The following is an 18,790-nucleotide window of genomic DNA, read 5'->3' as shown; positions in this document are numbered from 1 at the left end:
GGGTGGGGGAAGGGCACGCAAGCGCGCGGGGGCGCCCGCAGGTGTCGCCAGACAAACGGCAAACACCGTTGCGCGCAACCGGTTCCTCCGTTCAGCCTTGCCGACCATTCCGCCGCACGGGCGATCCCAGCGGGGACGGCGACGATCTCAGGCCGCGTCCAGATGCTTGTACATCAGGGTTGTCGCGTCCCACCGCTCTTCGATCGTGTCACGGCAGAACCGGGGGATGGTGCCGACCGTGACGAACCCGAGCGAGGAATAGAGCGGCTCAGCCTTGTCGCCGGTGCGCGTGTCGAGGGTCAGCAGCGTGCGCCCGAGACCGGCGGCGTGCGCCTCCAGGGTCTGCATCAGCCGGCGGGCGATGCCCTGCCTGCGGGCCTCGGGGTGAACCAGCAGCTTGGTCACCTCGGCGCGGTGCGGCTGGTTGGGCGGCGTGTCGATGTCGAGCTGGACCGTTCCGACGATCCGTCCCCCGGTCTCCGCGATCCAGACGATCCGGGCCCCGGACTGCACGGGCGCGCGCACCTTCGCTTCCCAGTACGCCAGCGCTTGCGGTTCGGTGAAGGGCAGGATGAAATTCACGCTGGCGCCGTCCTCCACGCACGCCAGCAGAAGGCTCGCCAGGTCGCCCATGCGCGCGTCGAAGGCCGCGGGCGCCAGGATCGAGATGTGAACGGCTTGTGCCATCGGTGGGTCCTCACACCATGAACAGGAAGTAGCGCGCGCCGGCATCGGCGGGCGTTTCGAAATGGCTCGCGCCGAACAGGCGGTAGCGCAGGCAGTCGCCGCCGGTCAGTCCGTGCCGCTCGTCGTCGACGGTCAGGTCGAGCCGGCCCTCGATCATCACGAGATGATGTTCCAGGCCCTGCCGGGGCGGGGCCGGATAGGAGATCCGCGTCGCAGCCGGCAGCGTTCCTTCCAGGACCTCGCCGGCAAGCAGGTGGGCGGGCGGCGACACGGAGCGACGGCGAAATCCGGTTTCCGGGTCGGTCCATACCGGTTGCGCATCCGGCTCGATCCGGGCGGCAAAATCGCCCTCGGCCAGGAGCATCAGCCGGGAAAGCGGGATCTCGTAGGCGGCGCACAACCGGCCGAGAACGCTTGCGGTGCCGCTGACTTCGGCGTTCTCGAGCCGGGACAGTGTCGCCCGGCTGACCCCGCTCAGGCCCGCCAGCGTGTCGAGGGACCAGCCCCGCTCCAGCCGGAGCGCGCGCAGCCGGACGGCGAGGCGACGATCGATATTCTCTGAAATGGGAAATTCGCTCATATATGGACAATGACATGAGGCGTGCACCAGTCAAGCCGAGTCTGCTAGATTTCGACTGCGGGCTGCATTGCGGATGCCGCCGGAGGTCTTCCCGAGGGAGCCGGGAGGGCAATCGAATCTGACATGGCCTGCAATTGAGGTGCTTGAGCGGTTCATTCCGATTGGGTGCGATACGGTCTGAAGAGGCGATGCTCCCGGGGAGTGTGGAGGCCGACTTTGCGGCATGTAGATCCGCCTTCTGACGAAGTTCCGCAGCGCCATGGTCCCCAAGGCCTCGACGAAAGCGTCCTGATGCGGGTGCCGCGACTGGCTGAAAACTCAGCCGTCCTGATGGCGCTGTTCGACGGATCCGACCGGCTGCGCTGGGCCAACCGCGCGTTCCGGACCACCTTCTTCCTTGAGCGTGGCGAGACACCGCTCTGGTCAGAGCTGATGCGCCGGAACTTTCACGCCGGTCGCGGCACCGTCATCCAGACCGAAGATTTCGAAGCCTGGCTCCACAGTACGATTTCACGGCGGGGAAAGGTGCCGTTCCGGGCGTTCGAGACCGACGTCGTCGACGGGCGGTGGCTGTGGATGACGGAGACCGTCGACGCGGAGGGATGGATGCTGTGCGTGGCCAGCGACGTGACCTCCATGAAGGCCGACGAACGCTCGGTGCGCCAGGACCGCGATTTTGCCCTCAAGGCCGCCCAGACCGACGATCTGACGGGGCTCGCGAACCGGCGCTTCACCCTGGCGCGCGCCAACGACATGCTGCAGGGATCGGTGCAGGGGAAGGTCGTGGGCAGTTTCGCGATCCTCGACCTGGACCGCTTCAAGTCGATCAACGACCGGTTCGGCCATCACATCGGCGATGCGATCCTCAAGGACTTCACGACGAAGACCCAGGAGCTCGTTCGTCGCGGCGATTGTCTGGGCCGCGTCGGCGGCGAAGAGTTCGCTCTGGTCGTTCCCGGAGCGCCGCTGGAGGTGGCTCGGCAGATCCTGATCAGAATGCTCGAGCGCATCCGGGAGTCGGCGCCGCTGCCCGATGTTCCGGATTTCCGCTACACGTTCTCAGCCGGGCTGACCGAGGCGCTCGGCGGCGAAGATCTCACGAACGTCTACGAGCGCGCCGATCGTGCCCTCTATCTGGCGAAGGTCGGGGGCAGGGACCGGATCGAGACCTACGGGAATCGTCCGGCCTGAGTGGCGGCGTGCGACCCTGCGCTGCCGGCAGCCTCGGAGCGGCGCAGAGCGACTTCAGAAGCCGAACGCGATCTGATTGCGTCCGCCCTGCTTGGCAGCGTAGAGGGCGCTGTCGGCTGCATTCATAAGGGTCTCGATGGTCGGAGCGACGGGTGTGCTGGTTCCGACGCCTATGCTCACGGTGAAGTGGATGTTGCCCTGCGGGGTCGCTACGGTTTCCTGCTCGACGGTGGAGCGTATCCTTTCGGCCAGCTCCTGCGCCGGTTTCGCGCCGGTCTCGGGAAGAAGGACGGCGAATTCCTCGCCGCCGATCCGGGCCGACAGATCCGATGCCCGGCACGTCCGCCGCAGCGCGTCCGCCAGCCGGCGGATGACGTCATCGCCACGGGGGTGGCCATAGCTGTCGTTGATCGACTTGAAGCGATCGATGTCGACCAGCAGTACCGAGACGCTGCCTCCGGATATTTCCCGGCGTTCCAGTTCGTGCCCGAGTTCCGAATAGAAACACCGCCGGTTGGCGAGGCCGCTGAGTTCGTCGGTCGAGGCCAGTTGCCGGACCCGCGCCTCCGCCGCGATCCGCCGCTCTTCGTGGATCATGATGGTGCCGAGAAGGACCACGCCGAGGGCTCTCAGGATGGCGGTCGGCAGTAGGGTCACGGCGAGGGTCGACATGGCGAGCTCCCAGGGCAGGAGCAACACCGCGACGGTCGGAATGGGAGACAACAGGGAGAACAGGATAAGGGCGCGGTAGGTGGGCGGCTGGCCGGGCCGCCGCATGAAGAAATAGCCGAACAGGCCGATTCCGGCGGCAATTCCGATCGCGAGAATGCCCGGCTGTGCTCCGATGCCACCGATTCCCGCCCGGAAAATGGCTGCAATGACCGCCGCAAGGAGGCCGGCCACCGGTCCCCCGAAATAGCCAGCCAGGACGATGATCGTGGTTCGCGAATCGATGTGCAGATCCGGTCCGATGCGCACCGGGTCGAGCATCGTCAGGATCGCTCCGATCCCGAAAAGCAGACCGAGCGGGACGGGACGCGGTCGCTGGCTCCGATCGCGCGGTAGAATTGAGTAGGCGACTGCGATGAACGCGAGCAGGCCTAGATTGCTGAACAGCTCGAGCCCGAGTTCAATCAACCGGTCAGATCCTCTCTGCCCGTCGCGGATCCGCGTCCGCCGAGGTGAGGAAACCGATACCGAGAGATCGGCGGTTTCGCCTCACCGTGACTGTGATCGTGGCAGGGCCCTGTGACGGTTTTGGGTCCGGCATGAAAAGAAGTCCGTCTGGCGCGAGCGAGAAAAAGGGCCGCATCCGATGAATGCGGCCCCGCCTGCAATCTTGTGCGCCTTGTCTGGCTCAATCGGCTTGCGCGGAACTGGTGATGCGGACGATGGAACTGCCGCCGCCGCCTTCGGTGACCGCATAAACCGCACCGTCCGGGCCGACCTTGACGTCGCGGGTGCGGGCCTGCAGCGGCAGGCGCTCCTCATAGGCGACCTGGCCGTCCTCCATGTGCAGGATCACGATGCCCCGGCTCTGGAGGCCGCCCACGAGGAAGGCGCCGCGCCATGCCTCGATCGGCCCATCGGCGTAGTAGTCCATACCCGACGGGGCGATGACCGGATCCCAGTAATAGACTGGCTGCTCCATCCCTTCCTGGGCGGTGATGCCCTGGCCGACCGGCGAGCCGCCGTAGTTGATGCCGTAGGTGATGACCGGCCAGCCGTAGTTCAGACCCGGCTGCGGCTGGTTGAGTTCGTCGCCGCCGCGCGGACCGTGCTCGACGGTCCACAGCCGGCCCTCATCGTCCATCGTCGCGGACTGAAGATTGCGGTGGCCGTAGGACCAGATCGCCGGCTGAGCGGCGTCATTGCCGACGAACGGATTGTCGGACGGGATCGATCCGTCCGGATTGATCCGGAACACCTTGCCGAGGCCGGAATCCAGGTCCTGGGCCTGGTCCCGGATCGGCGTGTCCGAGCGCTCGCCGACGGTCACGAAAAGCGTCCCGTCCGGGGCGAATGCGAGCCGGGAGCCGAAGTGCTTGGTTCCGGCATAGGCCGGCGTCTGCTGGAAGATCACCTCGACATCGGAAAGCTGTCCACCGCCCTGGTCGTTCGTGGACAGCTGCGCACGGGCGACGCTGGTGGCGTTCGTGCGGTTGCCGCGGGGTTCGGAGAAGGAGAAGAAGATGGTGTTGCTGGTGTCGAAGTCCGGGGCGAGCGCCACGTCGAGAAGACCGCCCTGTCCCCGGGAGTCCACCTGCGGAACGCCTCTGATCGGCGGTCCGGCGCGCCCGTTCTGGCCGACGATGTGCATGGCGCCGCTCTTGGCCGTCACCAGCATGCGCCCGTCGGGCAGGAGTTCCATCGCCCATACCTGGGGCAGCCGCTGGGCGACGGTTTCCACTGAGACCGCTGCATCCCGCGGCGGCTGCGGCGCCCGCGTCTGGGCCTCGAACGCCGGTTGCTGGTCGGGCGCGTTGGGTGGGCCGGAGACGGCAGGCGCGCGGCCGGACTGGGCCAGGGCAGGGGCAGCGGCCATGAGAACGACCAGGGCAAGCGACGGGGTCAGCGGGCGCATGAACACCTCCTTTGCGATGGATGGGTAATGGCGGTGACCGCCAAAAAGATCCAAGGCAAGAGGTGTGATCGCGCACCCGTCGTTGACACCCCGGCGGGCCGCTTCTGAACGGGATGTGATGAATCCGGGCTCCGGATGGTCCGCGGTCAGGCCGGAAGAGAAGCTGCCCGCCGCTTCACATGCACGATGATCGCGACATGGATCAGGATCGCCACGGCGAGACCGATCCCATGCTCGGTCGGGGTGACGCCCGGGCGTCCCGAGATCGTCGCCAGGCCGACGATGCTGGCGGGAAGAAACAGGACGATCGCGGTCACCAGCCCCGGATTGTAGCGCCGCTCCCGGACCGCGCCGGCGACATGCACCAGGGCGTTGACCAGGGTGAGATAGATGGCGATCAGCCCGAGACCGAGCGAGACGAACGCAGCAAGGTAGATCGCGGCCAGGTCGACCAGCCACACGCCGCCCACATTGATCACGACCACGGCCGTCGGGGTCAGCGCGGGCTTGCCGCCGGCCATCGTCGCGTTGAGATAGCGGCGAAAGCGGTCGCCGGTGTGCTCCTCGAGCTGATGCAGCATGTAGAGCGGAAGCTGGAGATAGATCAGCAGGAAGGCGGGATCCCGCGCCTGGTCGAGAAACGGGATGACGGCGAGGAGAAACAGGCCCGCGATGAAGCCGGTGTTCATCCAGTTCTGCAGAAACCAGGTTCTCGTCATCGGCTGGACTGTCCGGACCGGTGCTCCGATCCGATGCCCGCAAACCGCGTTTTCCGGTGGAGCAGATGGTGGGCGGTACTGGGATTGAACCAGTGACCTCTACCGTGTCAAGGTAGCGCTCTCCCGCTGAGCTAACCGCCCGATGTGCCCATCCGGATCTGACTTCAGGCCTCCGGAGGGGAGATGCCGCAGATCGGAATGTGGCAGAAACCCGAGACCGTCGAGCGCCCGGCGCCCGCAGCCAATCGAGACCCGTGCGTATAGCGAGGTTCGTCGGCGCTCGCAAGAACGTTCGGGAAAAATCCCGCGCCGGCTGGGGATGACGGAGGCGCGCGGAGCGTGTGTTCGGCGATCCGCGGTCAGGCGGCTTCCAGCATACGGCCCACTTCGCGCACCAGTTCGCGCAGATGGAACGGCTTGGACAGCACCTTTGCGGGGCGCGGCACGTCGTTTTCATGATTGAGGGCGACGGCGGCGAAGCCGGTGATGAACATGACCTTGAGGTCGGGATCGAGGCGGGTGGCGCGCCGCGCGAGCTCGATGCCGTCCATCTCGGGCATGACGATGTCGGTCAGAAGCAGCGAGAACGGCTCCTCCCGCAATCGCTCATATGCCGACAGGCCGTTGTCGAAGGCCTGGACATGATATCCCGCCCGTTCCAGCGCCTTGGTCAGGAACGTGCGCATGTCTTGATCGTCTTCGGCCAGAAGGATGCGCAACGAAAAACCCCTTGTGTCGTTCGAGCCGCCCACGACGTCTTTTCGCGCCGTCTCGCTCTCCCTCTTGCCCCCGGGCGCGTAAAAGCGGCGTCAAAAAACAAGGTTTCCGGAAAGTTGCCGCCAAGTGTGCAAGACTGATGGACACAACCGGTCAACGGACGGCAAAGTGTCGGCTGTCGCGGGGCAGCCGGGTCTCCTCTTCAAGGCGAGCAGTATGCGGACAATCGACGATTTTGTGAGTTCTTCCCCGTTTGAGATTGTCGAACCTGCCGCGCAATGCTCGCCGTTCGTCTTCAATTCCCCGCATTCCGGCACCGCCTATCCGCGAAGCTTCCTGAACAGCTCGCGGCTTGATTCCTCAAGCATCCGGCGATCCGAGGATACCTTCGTCGACGAGCTGTTCGCAGGGGTCGTCGAGCTGGGCGCGCCGCTGATGCGGGCCCATTTCCCGCGCGCCTTTCTCGACGTGAACCGGGAGCCCTACGAACTCGATCCTGCGATGTTCAGCGGCCGGCTGCCGGCCTACGTGAACGCCCGCTCGATCAGAGTCGCGGGGGGGCTCGGAACCATCGCGCGGGTCGTGGCGGATTCGGAGGAGATCTACCGCGACCGTCTGCCGGTGGCGGAGGGGCTGGACCGGATCGAGCGGATCTACAAGCCCTATCACGCGGCGCTCAGGGACCGTCTCGCCGAAACGATGGCCAACTTCGGAGTGGCGGTTCTGGTGGATTGCCATTCGATGCCGTCGACGGCGCGCGGTCTGGAGAACCGGCCCCGCCCGGACCTGATCATCGGCGACCGGTTCGGAACCAGCTGCGCGCCGGGGCTCGCCGATACGGCCATCGCTCTGCTGTCGGATCTCGGCTACCACGTGGGCCGCAACCGTCCCTATGCCGGCGGCTACATCACCGAACACTATGGCCGCCCCCAGAGCGGCCTGCATGCGCTCCAGATCGAAGTGAACCGGGGCCTCTACATGGACGAGCAGCGCTTCCGCAAGACGGCGGGCTTCGATGCGCTGGCCCAGGATCTCGCGCTCTTCGCCGAACGCCTGATGGCGCTTGCCCTTTATTCCGGAGCTGTGGCAGACGCCGCAGAGTGAACCAGAACCGTGCCCGGCTCCGACTTTGGGCCGCCCGGTGACGCGGTATTGAGCGTGCCAAAAAAAAGGGCCGCTTCTGGCGAAGCGGCCCAAGTCTAGGGAGGAAACGCCCAAGGAGGGCTGCGATACGACAACGTCATATCGCATTGCAATAAACTGGCATTGCGCTGCACAAAGGTCAAGGGTCGGTGGGCTTCCGAACCGTTCGGTGGCGAACGGAACGCGCCTTCCCAGGACGCCGTCACCGCGCCTCCTGAAACGTTGGACGGATGTGCGGCCCTGGAAATGTCGGGCTTTTGAGGGACTTGAAGGGTTCTCTAATGTTGTCGGTTGACTGCAGGCCGACCGGATTCAAAGGAACGCATGGCTGATATGCGAGACCTGCAACAGGCTGTGAATCTCATGCATCGGCTGGCGGATGCCGCCGCTGCGGCGGTGCTGCCGCATTTTCGCAAACTCGACACGGTCGATTCGAAGGACGATGCCGGCTTCGATCCGGTGACGGTTGCCGATCGCGGTGCGGAAAAGGTGATGCGGTCGCTGATCGAGGAGGTGTTTCCCGAGGACGGCATCATCGGCGAGGAATTCGGCATGATGCGGCCGGAAGCCGAGCGGGTCTGGGTGCTCGATCCGATCGACGGCACCCGGGCCTTCATCACCGGCCTGCCGAGCTGGGGCACTCTGATCGCCCTGATGGAGCGGGGCGAGCCTGTCGCCGGGATGATGTCGCAGCCCTTCGTGGGCGAACGGTTCTGGACCGAGGGAAACGGCGTCTTCTGGGCCCGGGGCGAAGAGCGCGAGGCGCTGTCCGCCCGGCCGTGCCCCTCGCTTGCCGAAGCCACCCTGTTCGCCACCACGCCGGCGATGTTCAACGGTGCGCGCAAGGCGGCGTTCGAGCGGCTTGCGGCGCAGGTGAAGACCGTCCGCTATGGCACCGATTGCTACGGCTACGCGATGGTCGCAGCCGGCCACGGCGACATCGTCGTGGAAGCCGACGTCCAGCTCTACGACGTGGCGCCGTTCGTTCCCATGCTGGCCGAGGCGGGCGGGGCACTGACCTCCTGGGACGGCGGCCGCGCCGCCGAGGACGGGACCGCACTGGCCGTCGGCGATCCCCAGCTCTTCGAACAGGTTCGCGCGGTGCTCGCCGGGCGCTGATCTGCTGTTTCCTGCTCAAGCGCGGCACGGTCTGGCGGTTCGGGGTCGGAGCGACGGGGGCGCGTGCCGTCAGTTGTGGTCCTCGGGCAGGCGGGGGAGCGGCATGACCGCGATGCCTTCCTCCAGAAGCGAGGAGGCCTCTTCGGCAGAGGCCTGCCCGTAAATGCCCCGGGCTTCCGCTTCGCCGTAATGAATGCGGCGCGCCTCTTCGGGGAACCGCTCTCCCACGTCGTCGGCGTGCGCAACCACTTTTTCGCGCAGCTCCCGGAAGGCCGCGGCGATCTCGGCGAGCTTCGGATTGGATGCCAGCATGGCCTGATCCGGAGGCGCGTGCCGTTCAGCTTCGCCCTGTTGCGCGAGGGCGGACGACTTGGCGACCGCCGGCGCCATAAGGGCCCGCTCGATCCGGTCCGATCCGCAGACGGGGCAGGTGAGGATGCCCGATTCGATCTGGTCGGTGCAGTCGTCGTAGGAGCGGAACCACCCTTCGAAATCGTGCCGATCCGGGCAGGCGAGGCGATAGCGGATCACGCGCCGACGTCCTCGCCCGCAAGCGGCACCGGCTCCGCGAAGGGCCGCGCGTTGGCGAGCGCCGGTACCCTTCGGCGGGCTGAGGCGACCTTGCCCAGCTCGATGTCTGCCGCCACCACGCAGGGATCCGTGCCGCCTTCCGCAATCACCTTGCCCCATGGATCGATGATGATCGCGTGGCCATAGGTGTCGCGGCCGTCCTCGTGGTGGCCGCCCTGGGTGGCGGCGATCACGAAGCTGCCCGTCTCGATCGCCCGCGCCCGGGTGAGCACGTGCCAGTGGGCCTCGCCGGTCTGCTTGGTGAAGCAGGCCGGCACCGTCAGGATGTCCGCGCCGGCTTCGGCCAGGGCCCGGTAGAGGGCCGGAAAGCGCAGGTCATAGCAGATCGTCATGCCGAGGCCGGCAAATGGAAGCTGCACGGCGACGGCACGCTCGCCGGGCCGGTAGGTGCGCGATTCGCGCCAGGATTCGCCGTCGGGAAGGTCGACGTCGAACATGTGGATCTTGTCGTAGCGGGCCAGGATCGATCCGTCGGGACCAATGAGAAAGCCGCGATTGACGGCGGCGTCACCGTCGGCGAGCGCCAGGGAGCCCACATGGAGATGGATTTCCAGCTCCCGGGCGAGCTCCCTCAGGCGCGCCAGCACCGGATCGTCGGCTTCCGTGCGCATGGCCGCCCGCATCCGCTTGCCGTCGCGGTCGACGAGATTGGTGATTTCGGGCGTCTGCACATAGACAGCGCCGTCGGACGCCGCCTCGCGAATGAGCCGTTCGGCGTCGCGGGCATTCTGCTCGGCGTCCTTGGTGCCGCGCATCTGGATCGCGGCGACGCGGACAGTGTCTCCGGATGTATCGCTCATTGCGCTGCGCCGCTCAGGAGAGGATCGAGGCCGCCCTTGCGGTCGAGGGCGTAGAGTTCGTCACACCCGCCCACATGCACGTCGCCGATGAAGATCTGCGGAAAGGTGCGCCCGCCGTTGGAGCGCTCCATCATTTCTGTCCGCCGATCGTTGTCGAACGTGGCGTCGATCTCCTCGTAGGAGACGCCCTTCTGGTCGAGAAGGCGCTTGGCGGCGACGCAGAAGCCGCAGAGTTGTCGCGTATAGATTGTCACGTTTGTCATGACGATCAGACTAACAATCCCGATTGAAAAGCGAAGCCTGTTATATGGGCTCCGCCTCGGGACCAACAACCCGGGCGAACACGAGCACGTCGACCCGCGCCGCCCCGGCGCGCTTCAGGGTGCGAACCGCCGCAGTGGCGGTCGCCCCGGACGTCAGCACGTCGTCGACCACGACGAGCCTGCGGCCAGAGATCTCCGGCAGCGCCTGCGGCCGCACCCGGAAGGCGCCGCGGACGTTGGTCTCGCGTTCGGTGGCGCTGAGGCCGACCTGATGTTTGGTGGAGCGCACCCGGACCAGGCTGTCGATGGAGACGGGAACGCCGCTCGCCCGACTGATCGCCGCCGCCAGCAGCGCCGACTGGTTGAACCGCCGCATCAGGAGCCGGGTGCGATGAAGCGGGATGGGAACCAGCAGATCGGCGTATTCCAGCAATTCCGATCCCGCGCGCGCCATCATCCGGCCCATGACACGGCCGACGTCCTGCCGGTCCCGGTATTTGAGGGCGCGCACGAGACGTCCGGCCGTCTCGTCGTAGCGTGCCACGGCCCGCGCCCTGTCGAAGGCGGGGGGATCGGCGATCGCCTGGGCCGACAGCGCGCCCGGGCCGAGATCGTAGGCGAACGGAATGCCGAGCCGCTCGCAGTAGGGCCGCTCGATCAGCCCCATCTCGCCCCAGCAGCGGGCGCAAAGCCCCTCCTGATCCGCCACCGGAGCGCGGCAGGCGGCGCAGGCCGGCGGAACCGCCAGATCGAGCAGCCGGCGTCCGCCGGTGCGGAGGAGGCCCCCGACTGCGGCGAGCATGAGCCCGGCGGTGGCACCGGCAGGGTCCATTCCATCGTTGTGCACGTCGCTCATGGGCTTAAGTGTAGCGGAGACCGACCCGCTCTCGAAGCGGATTGCGGGCAGGGCGATCTGCAACCGGAGGAATAATGGCGCGGAGCGAGGAACTGTTCGACCGGGGGCTGCTGGCTCAAAGGCGCCGCCGCGCACTCGACCGGCCGCGCAAGGGGGCGGACTTCCTGATGCAGGTGGCCGTGGAGGACACGATCGACCGGATCGCCGCAGTCCAGAGATCCTTTCCGGTCGCCATCGATCTCGGGGGGCACAGTGGCGCGCTGGACCGGCTCCTGCGCGAGACCGGCCGCGTCGACCGTGTCGTGCGTGCCGACAGCCTGGTGGCCGGAGCCGGCGGTCGTCCCGATCTCGTCGTCGACGAGGAGGCGTTGCCGTTCGCGCCCGCCTCGGCCGATCTGGTCGTCTCCCTTCTCCAGGCCCACGCGGTCACCGACCTGCCGGGCTTCTTCGCCCAGGTGGTCCGTGTTCTGGTTCCCGACGGGCTCTTTCTGGCGGCCTTCTGCGGCGGCGAGACCCTCATCGAGCTGAGATCGGCCCTGACGGCTGCCGAAGCGGAGATCAGCGGCGGCGCCAGTCCGCGCGTGCATCCACTGGTCGATCTGCGCGATGCGGCGGCTCTCCTGCAGCGCGTCGGCTTCGCCATTCCGGTGGCCGACGTCGATCGCTACACCGTCCGCTACGGGGCGCTCGCGGATCTGGTCGCCGACCTCAGGGCGATGGGGGCGACCAACGTGCTGAGGGGACGCGACCGCCGGCCCCTGCCGCGGCGTGTCCTGCGCCGTGCCGAAGAAATCTACCGGGAGCGGTTCGCCGATCCGGACGGACGCCTCAGGGCGACGTTCGATCTGGTGGCCCTGTCGGGCTGGCGTCCCCACGAAAGCCAGCAGAAGCCCCTCAAGCCGGGCTCGGCTTCGGTGCGGCTCGCCGATGCGCTGGGCACCACCGAACGCACGGCAGGGGAAAAGGCGCCCGGGAGCGGCGAGCCGCCGAAGCGCTGAAGCGGCCGGTGGTACAGCCGAATGAGAAAATGCGTCAGGCGGAGACGGAGCTGCCGGCCGCGCGTGGCGGTGCGGTCTGGCCCAGGAGCAGCGTCACCATCGTGTTGACCGACATCTCGGCGGAGACGGCCACGCCGCGCAGGTTGTGGTTCAGGTTGAACCCGTCGAACGCCATCATGACGAACGACGCCAGCTGGTCCGGCGTCGCGGCGTGCATCCGCTCCGGCGGCAGCGCGGCGCGCAGCATGCCGGCCACCCGCTTGGTGGCCCATCTCAAGAGGGCGGGGTCGCACCGTTCATTGGCCGCGGACGTCGACAGCGCCTGAATGAAATTGATGGCGAAGCCGTCGTTCGCGCGCGGCATGTCGCGCCACAGAGTCAGAAGCAGGTGCTCGAGACGGGCGCGCGGGTCGGCGATGTCGGCCAGCTCCAGCTCCAGCCGGTCCAGACTGTTCTGCAACCACGGCTCGTAGATCGCCAGCAGGATGTCGAGCTTGGAAAAGAAATAGACGTAAAGGTTGGAAGTCGATGTGTTGGCCGCGCGCGCGATCTCGGCCATCGAGGTCTGTGTATAGCCTTGCTTTCGGAACAGATCTGTTGCGGCGGCCAGAATTGCGTCCGCAACCGCCTGCTTTTTGACCTGCGGCATCGACGGTCCCTAAGGTCGTTCTGAAATGATCAAACAGGAATGGCTGGGGAAACGCAACCATCGCGCGCGTCGACGCGATTGCCTGCCCGTCCTTGGTTTTTGGTGTTGGCCGGCTGCCTGTAGCATGTGACAAGTCCCGTCGATCACCGAGACCCGTCGCATGCCACGCCTCCGTGTCTTCATCGCCGCCACTCTGCTGATCGCCGCAGTCGTCGCGGCGGGCGGCAGCTACTGGCTATGGAGCCGCGACGTCATCTCGGACCTGACGCTCGGCACCGGAACGGAGGGGGGCACCTATTCCGCGTTCGGGCGGGTGGTGGAGGAGGCTTTCGCCGGCGAGGACGCCGGGCTTTCCATCGTGCCGGTCGCCTCGGCCGGGGCCCGTGAGAATGCGGCGCGGGTCCAGGCCGGCGAGATCGATCTGGGCCTCATTCAGAGCGACACGTCGGGGGGCAACAATGTCAGCCTCGTGGCCCGGCTCTTTCCGGAGATCTTCCACCTGATCGTGCGCGACGGGTCCGGGATCGAATCGGTTGGAGACCTCGAGGGGCGCCGGGTCGCCGTCATGCCGGAAGGCTCCGGCTCCAACGTGCTGTTTGCCGATCTTCTGGAGCACTATCTCGTCGCACCGGATGCGGTCGACCAGGTTCCCGGCAGCCTTCTGGAGGGCACCGAACGCCTGGCAGACGGCGACGTGGACGCGCTCTTCGTCGTCATCGCGCTCGGCAACAAGACCATCGAGCAGCTCATCCGGTCCTCGCCGGTGCGGCTCGTCGGCGTCGATCAGGCGGAGGCGCTCGCCCTGTTCGATCCGGCGCTGCGGGCAACCGTGGTCCCCGTGGGCACCTATTCCGGCGAGGGGCCGGTTCCGGCCGAAGCCATCAACGTGGTTGCGGTCGACAGTCTGCTCGTGGCCGGGCGCAGCGTTCCCGCCGAGACGATCGAGACCTTCACGCGCACCCTGTTCGAAAGCCGCCAGGAGATGGTGCGCTCCCTGGACCAGGTCGCGTTCATCTCGCCGCCTACGGAGACGGACCGGCTGGCGTTCGGCGTGCATCCCGGCGCCGAGGCCTACTATTCCAAGGACGATCCGCTGTTCGTGGTGGAATATGCCGAGCCGATGGCCTTCGCGCTCTCCTTCCTGGCGCTGCTCCTGTCGCTGCTCTGGCAGGCCCGGATCTGGCTGGCCAACGCCCGCAAGAATCGCGCGGATCACCACAATCTCGAGATCGCCGCCCTGGTGGACAGGATCGAGGCGGCGACGACGAGCGACGAACTCGAGGAACTGCGGCGCGAACTCTTCGCCATCTTCCAGAAGGTGATCGTCGACCTGGACACGGACCGGATCGAGGAGAAGTCGCTCACCTCGTTCTCCTTCGCCTGGCAGGTGGCGTCCTCGACCCTCAACCACCGCCAGCTGCTGCTGTCCGACCGGCGTCCCGATCCGTCCTGACGCGGCGCGCGCACCGGTCGACGCCGACCCTGCGCCCTGCGATAATGCGGCGAGATCGACCGGTCTTCCTCCGAGGCTTCATCCATGCCGATCCTGAACCGTTTTGCCGAAATGCTGCCCGAAATCACCGCCTGGCGGCACGATTTCCACCGACACCCGGAACTGCAGTACGACGTGAACCGCACCGCCGGCCGTGTCGCGGAGCTGCTCGAGAGCTTCGGGGTCGACGAGGTGGCGACCGGCATCGGCCGGACGGGCGTCGTCGGCGTGATCCGCGGACGCGCCTCAGGCTCCGGCCGTGTGATCGGGCTCAGGGCCGACATGGACGCCCTGCCGATCAAGGAGACCACCGGAAAGCCTTATGCCTCGACGGTGCCCGGCAAGATGCACGCCTGCGGCCACGACGGCCATTCGGCGATGCTGCTCGGGGCGGCGCGCTATCTGGCCGAAACCCGCAATTTCGACGGCACCGTCGTCGTGATTTTCCAGCCGGCGGAGGAAGGCGGCGCCGGCGGCCGGGCGATGGTGAGGGACGGGCTGATGGACCGGTTCGGCATCCAGGAGGTCTACGGCCTGCATAACCTGCCCGGGGTCCCGGTGGGGGCGTTCGGGGCGCGGCCGGGGGCGTGCATGGCGTCGGCGGACGGAATCCGGATCGTCGTGGAAGGCGTCGGGGGCCATGCGGCCTGGCCCCACAAGGGCGTCGATCCGATCCTGGTCGGCTCCGCCATCGTGACGGCGATCCAGTCGGTCGCGGCGCGCTCGGTCGATCCTCTGCAGTCGGCGGTCGTCTCCGTGACCCAGTTCCATGCCGGCGATACCGACAACGTGATTCCGCCCCGCGCCGAGCTGAGCGGCACCGTGCGCACTCTCGATCCCGGCGTCCGGGATCTCGTGGAAGGTCGTCTGCGGGATCTGGTGACCGCCACGGCGGCGGCCTACGGCGCAACGGCCAAGTTCACCTACCGGCGCGGCTACCCGGTGGTCGTCAACGATCCGTCGGCGACGGAGTTTGCCACTGCGGTCGCGACGGACGTGGCCGGCGCCGACAACGTCGATGGCGATGCCACGCCGATGATGGGGGCTGAGGATTTCGCCTTCATGCTCGAGGCGCGGCCGGGGGCGTTCCTGTTCGTGGGCAACGGCGACAGCGCGGGCCTGCATCACCCCGCCTACGACTTCAACGACGAGGTCATCCCCTACGGCTGCTCGTACTGGGTTCGCCTGGCGGAGACCGCCATGCCGATCCGGCAGGCAGCCTGACCCAAGTCCCGAACTGGCCGGATCAGGTTCCGACCAGCCTCAGATCGCGCTTCTTTTCGAAGACGCGCAGCACCTTCGCGAGATCGTGACCGCGCTTCAGCACCACGTTGCCGGCGTTCACCACCGCATAGGCGCCCTGCTTGCGGGCGTTGGCCGGCGTCTTGGTGATGCGGTAGAGCGGCACCTCCGCCGTGCGCCGGAAAATGGAGAAGGTCGCTTCGTCGCGGCCATGGTCGATGGCGTAGTCGCGCCATTCGCCTTCGGCGACCTTGCGGCCGTAAACCCGCAGAATGATACCCAATTCGTCGCGATGGAAGCTCGTCAGCCGGTGTGCGGACTTCGACGGGGTCGATGGCGCGAAAGGCACCACACCGGCCTGGGATCGGCTTTCTTCCGTATCGCTCATAGCGCCTCCTGCCGTCACTGATCTTTCATGATCAAGCCAAAGGCGGGACGCATCAAGGGGTGGGTGAGGCCGCAGCGAAGAAAACCGGCCTGCCGCGCGTTGCCAGCCGGTCTTGAGTCCGGGACGTGGCGGCGCCAGAGCCGCGGCGAACCATGGCCAGCGGCTCCCCCGAATAAAGGTGGATTGAAGTGCATTCAATCGCACTTATATGACGCTCCATCGGCGGTAGACAGGGCATCTGTCGACGTCCGATGCGAATTCGGGATCCGGTGCGAAGGCGGCCTGTCAGGCCGCCGGGAGCCTCGGTTCCGTGGCACTGAGTTGAAGGGTGTCGGCTGAAATTCCGCGACTTCGGGTTGATCTGGAAAATTCACGCCTTCGCCTTATTTCAGACTTTGCGATGCCATCGGGAACCAGCACCGTATTCTAGCGTTTCCCGGTTGATCCGGCCGCGCGCAGCTTTGGCAATCGTCAGCCCCCCAGCCCCCCGAAGCTGATTGCGCGGCCGGGTCGCCCCCAACGGAACTTAAAGGGTCGGTCCCCGGGACCGGCCCTTTTTCGTGCGCGCAACCGACCGGACATCAGCCGGGTCGGTCGATGCGGCGGACCCGCTCCGTGTCTCATTTCCCCAGCCTCCAGCCCTTGCACCGGGCCCGCCTCGTCGGCAATTAAATGGTCCCGACCCGCCTGGCGGCCGGCTGATCCCTCCGATCCCGCCGCCAGGGCATTCGGGAACGTCTTCCCCAGTCCATGGGCTTGCCCAGCGGGCGGACCGCCGTTCCGCGGGCGCGGGCGAGCCGGACGCAGACCCGACGGTGTGACGATTATGAGCGACCAACAAGAAAACGCGCCAGCCACCGAGACCCGTGCCTTCGAGGCGGACGTGGCGCGGCTGCTGCACCTCATGGTGCATTCGGTCTATTCCAACAAGGACGTCTTCCTCCGCGAACTGATCTCGAATGCGGCCGACGCCTGCGAGAAGCTGCGCTATCGCGCGCTGACCGATCCGTCCGTGATGGGCTCCGACTCCGCGCTCAAGGTGGTGGTCGAGCCCGACAAAGAGGCCGGCCGCCTGACCATCGCCGACAACGGCATCGGGATGAGCCGGGAGGATCTGGTCGAGAATCTCGGCACCATCGCGCGCTCGGGGACCCGCGCCTTTCTGGACGCGACCGCCGGCAAGGGCGACGGGTCCGGCCTGATCGGCCAGTTCGGCGTCGGCTTCTATTCCGCCTTCATGGTCGCCAGCGAAGTGGTGGTCACCAGCCGGGCTGCCGGTTCGGACGAGGCCTGGACCTGGCGCTCCGACGGAACGGGCTCCTTCACGGTCGAGCCCGCCGGCGACGAGGCGCCGGCGCGCGGCACCCGGGTGACGCTGATTCTCGGTGACGAATCGAAGGAGTTCGGCGAACAGGCCACCGTCGAGCGTATCATCAGGCACTATTCGGCCCACGTTCCGGTCCCCGTCGTCGTCCGCACACCCGATGCGGCGGACGCGGAGGCCGGCAAGGAGGTGGTCGACGGCACGGCGCTCTGGGTGAAGCCGAAGCAGGAGATCTCCGCCGACGAGTACAAGGAGTTCTACCACTTCGTTTCCGGCAACTGGGACGCCCCGGCGCTGACGATCCATTACCGGGCGGAGGGCCGGCAGGAATATTCCGTCCTGCTGTTCGTGCCGGAGACGCGCCCGTTCGACCTGTTCGATCCGGAGCGCAAGGGGCGCGTCCGCCTTTATGTCCGCCGGGTGTTCATCACCGACGACGCCGAGGTTCTGCCCTCGTGGCTTCGCTTCGTGCGCGGCGTGATCGACAGCCAGGACCTGCCGCTGAACCTGTCGCGGGAGATGCTGCAGACCAATCCGGTGCTCGCCTCCATCCGCAAGGCGGTGACCAACCGCGTGCTCTCCGAGCTTGAGAAGATGGCTGAGAACGACGCGGACGCCTACGCGAAGTTCTGGGAGGCCTTCGGCGCGGTCCTGAAGGAGGGGATCTACGAGGACGGCGAACGGCGCGAGACCCTCTACAAGCTCTCCCGGTTCCACACCACGACGGACCCGGAGGGGTGGCGTTCGCTGTCTGACTACATCGGGGCGATGAAGGAGAACCAGACGGCGATCTACTACGCCATCGGTGACGATCCGGAAAAACTCGCCGCCTCGCCGCATCTGGAAGGGTTCCGGGCCCGCGGGATCGAGGTTCTGCTCCTGACCGATCCGGTCGATTCCTTCTGGGTCCAGGCGGCCACCGATTTCGAGGGCAAGCCGCTCCAGTCGGTCACCCAGGGCAAGGCGGATCTCGACGCGATCCCGCTCGACGACAGCGACACGGACAAACCGGAAGCCGCGCGCGAAGGCGACCTTGCGGCCCTGACCGCGCTCTTCAAACAGGAGCTCGGCGACCGGGTGAGCGATGTGCGCCCGTCGGAACGGCTGGCGACCAGCCCGGCCTGTCTCGTGGCGCCGGATCTCGGCCCGGACCGCCAGTTCGAGCGGCTGATGGCCCGCCAGTCCTCCGGACGCGGCCGGATGCCGCCGGTGCTGGAGCTCAATCCGCGCCATCCGCTGGTGCGCAGCCTCTCCGAAAAGGCCAGTGCCGGCGGCGCGGCCAGCGAGCTCACCGAGGCGGCGTTCCTGCTCCTGGCGAGCGCGGAGATCCTCGACGGCGAAGCGCCGAGCGATCCGGCCGACTTCAACAAGCGTCTGCTCTCCATGATGGAGCAGGCGTTCGCCGGAACCGACGCCGCGGCTTCAGGGTAGGGGTGGCGACCGCTTC

General features: G+C 67.0%; 19 protein-coding genes and 1 tRNA gene. 7 read left to right on the top strand and 13 right to left on the bottom strand.

All coding sequences use genetic code 11. The features are described 5' to 3' along the window. Positions 1–147: 147 nt before the first annotated feature. A complete protein-coding gene (locus J2S73_RS17595) occupies positions 148–687 on the bottom strand; it encodes a GNAT family N-acetyltransferase (RefSeq protein ID WP_306886956.1) in 540 nt (179 codons plus the stop codon). 10 nt (positions 688–697) lie between these two features. Then, on the bottom strand, positions 698–1,267 hold the full coding sequence (locus J2S73_RS17590; RefSeq protein WP_306886955.1) for an XRE family transcriptional regulator: 570 nt from the start codon (positions 1,265–1,267) through the stop codon (positions 698–700). 291 nt (positions 1,268–1,558) lie between these two features. On the opposite strand from J2S73_RS17590, the gene J2S73_RS17585 reads away from it, so the two are divergent. After that, entirely contained in the window at positions 1,559–2,458 is a 900-nt protein-coding gene (locus tag J2S73_RS17585; protein ID WP_306886954.1) for a sensor domain-containing diguanylate cyclase, read from the top strand. Positions 2,459–2,512: 54 nt separating this feature from the next. Here J2S73_RS17585 and J2S73_RS17580 read toward each other — a convergent pair whose 3' ends face one another. The 5 genes from J2S73_RS17580 to cpdR all read right to left on the bottom strand — a co-directional run bounded on the left by J2S73_RS17580 (position 2,513) and on the right by cpdR (position 6,480). After that, positions 2,513–3,595 (bottom strand): GGDEF domain-containing protein, encoded by a 1,083-nt coding sequence (locus J2S73_RS17580; protein WP_306886953.1) that lies wholly within the window; start codon positions 3,593–3,595, stop codon positions 2,513–2,515. Positions 3,596–3,815: 220 nt separating this feature from the next. Then, positions 3,816–5,042 carry a PQQ-dependent sugar dehydrogenase gene (locus J2S73_RS17575; protein ID WP_306886952.1) on the bottom strand — a complete coding sequence of 409 codons (1,227 nt, stop codon included), beginning with the start codon at positions 5,040–5,042 and terminating at the stop codon, positions 3,816–3,818. A gap of 146 nt (positions 5,043–5,188) precedes the next feature. Further along, positions 5,189–5,761 carry an HXXEE domain-containing protein gene (locus tag J2S73_RS17570; protein WP_306886951.1) on the bottom strand — a complete coding sequence of 191 codons (573 nt, stop codon included), beginning with the start codon at positions 5,759–5,761 and terminating at the stop codon, positions 5,189–5,191. 66 nt (positions 5,762–5,827) lie between these two features. Further along, positions 5,828–5,902: transfer RNA gene (locus tag J2S73_RS17565), tRNA-Val, on the bottom strand. 218 nt (positions 5,903–6,120) lie between these two features. Beyond that, positions 6,121–6,480, bottom strand: coding sequence for a cell cycle two-component system response regulator CpdR (gene cpdR / locus J2S73_RS17560; protein WP_306886950.1), 360 nt, complete (start codon positions 6,478–6,480; stop codon positions 6,121–6,123). 214 nt (positions 6,481–6,694) lie between these two features. On the opposite strand from cpdR, the gene J2S73_RS17555 reads away from it, so the two are divergent. Further along, positions 6,695–7,582, top strand: a complete 888-nt coding sequence (locus tag J2S73_RS17555; protein WP_306886948.1) for an N-formylglutamate amidohydrolase — start codon at positions 6,695–6,697, stop codon at positions 7,580–7,582. A gap of 363 nt (positions 7,583–7,945) precedes the next feature. Continuing rightward, a complete protein-coding gene (hisN, locus tag J2S73_RS17550) occupies positions 7,946–8,740 on the top strand; it encodes a histidinol-phosphatase (protein WP_306886947.1) in 795 nt (264 codons plus the stop codon). 69 nt (positions 8,741–8,809) lie between these two features. Here hisN and J2S73_RS17545 read toward each other — a convergent pair whose 3' ends face one another. From J2S73_RS17545 to J2S73_RS17530, 4 genes are read right to left on the bottom strand one after another with little or no spacing between them, the layout of a single operon-like run. Beyond that, on the bottom strand, positions 8,810–9,271 hold the full coding sequence (locus tag J2S73_RS17545) for a DUF1178 family protein (protein WP_306886946.1): 462 nt from the start codon (positions 9,269–9,271) through the stop codon (positions 8,810–8,812). Next, positions 9,268–10,131 (bottom strand): carbon-nitrogen hydrolase family protein, encoded by an 864-nt coding sequence (locus J2S73_RS17540; protein ID WP_306886945.1) that lies wholly within the window; start codon positions 10,129–10,131, stop codon positions 9,268–9,270. Before J2S73_RS17540 ends, J2S73_RS17545 begins: the two co-directional genes overlap by 4 nt. Next, positions 10,128–10,394, bottom strand: a complete 267-nt coding sequence (grxC, locus tag J2S73_RS17535; RefSeq protein WP_306886944.1) for a glutaredoxin 3 — start codon at positions 10,392–10,394, stop codon at positions 10,128–10,130. Before grxC ends, J2S73_RS17540 begins: the two co-directional genes overlap by 4 nt. A 40-nt stretch (positions 10,395–10,434) precedes the next feature. Further along, a complete protein-coding gene (locus J2S73_RS17530; protein WP_370874454.1) occupies positions 10,435–11,250 on the bottom strand; it encodes a ComF family protein in 816 nt (271 codons plus the stop codon). Between the two features lie 74 nt (positions 11,251–11,324). On the opposite strand from J2S73_RS17530, the gene J2S73_RS17525 reads away from it, so the two are divergent. Then, the gene (locus tag J2S73_RS17525) at positions 11,325–12,248 is read left to right on the top strand and encodes a class I SAM-dependent methyltransferase (RefSeq protein ID WP_370874453.1); all 924 of its coding nucleotides are present in this window, start codon (positions 11,325–11,327) and stop codon (positions 12,246–12,248) included. A gap of 34 nt (positions 12,249–12,282) precedes the next feature. On the opposite strand, the gene J2S73_RS17520 is transcribed toward J2S73_RS17525, so the two are convergent. Then, on the bottom strand, positions 12,283–12,897 hold the full coding sequence (locus J2S73_RS17520) for a TetR/AcrR family transcriptional regulator (protein WP_306886942.1): 615 nt from the start codon (positions 12,895–12,897) through the stop codon (positions 12,283–12,285). Between the two features lie 160 nt (positions 12,898–13,057). Here J2S73_RS17520 and J2S73_RS17515 point away from each other — a divergent pair, with 160 nt between their 5' ends. Together J2S73_RS17515 and J2S73_RS17510 are read left to right on the top strand one after the other, a co-directional pair. Beyond that, on the top strand, positions 13,058–14,350 hold the full coding sequence (locus J2S73_RS17515) for a TAXI family TRAP transporter solute-binding subunit (RefSeq protein ID WP_306886941.1): 1,293 nt from the start codon (positions 13,058–13,060) through the stop codon (positions 14,348–14,350). Positions 14,351–14,434: 84 nt separating this feature from the next. Then, on the top strand, positions 14,435–15,613 hold the full coding sequence (locus J2S73_RS17510) for a M20 aminoacylase family protein (RefSeq protein ID WP_306886940.1): 1,179 nt from the start codon (positions 14,435–14,437) through the stop codon (positions 15,611–15,613). Between the two features lie 22 nt (positions 15,614–15,635). Here the strand turns inward: J2S73_RS17510 and J2S73_RS17505 are convergent, their stop codons facing one another. Continuing rightward, positions 15,636–16,019 (bottom strand): DUF2794 domain-containing protein, encoded by a 384-nt coding sequence (locus J2S73_RS17505; RefSeq protein ID WP_306886939.1) that lies wholly within the window; start codon positions 16,017–16,019, stop codon positions 15,636–15,638. Between the two features lie 826 nt (positions 16,020–16,845). On the opposite strand from J2S73_RS17505, the gene htpG reads away from it, so the two are divergent. Then, positions 16,846–18,774, top strand: a complete 1,929-nt coding sequence (gene htpG, locus J2S73_RS17500) for a molecular chaperone HtpG (protein WP_306886938.1) — start codon at positions 16,846–16,848, stop codon at positions 18,772–18,774. Positions 18,775–18,790: the final 16 nt, after the last annotated feature.

It is taken from the genome of Amorphus orientalis, from assembly GCF_030814015.1.
GTDB lineage: Bacteria > Pseudomonadota > Alphaproteobacteria > Rhizobiales > Amorphaceae > Amorphus > Amorphus orientalis.
This window is presented reverse-complemented; position numbering and strand designations above follow the sequence as displayed.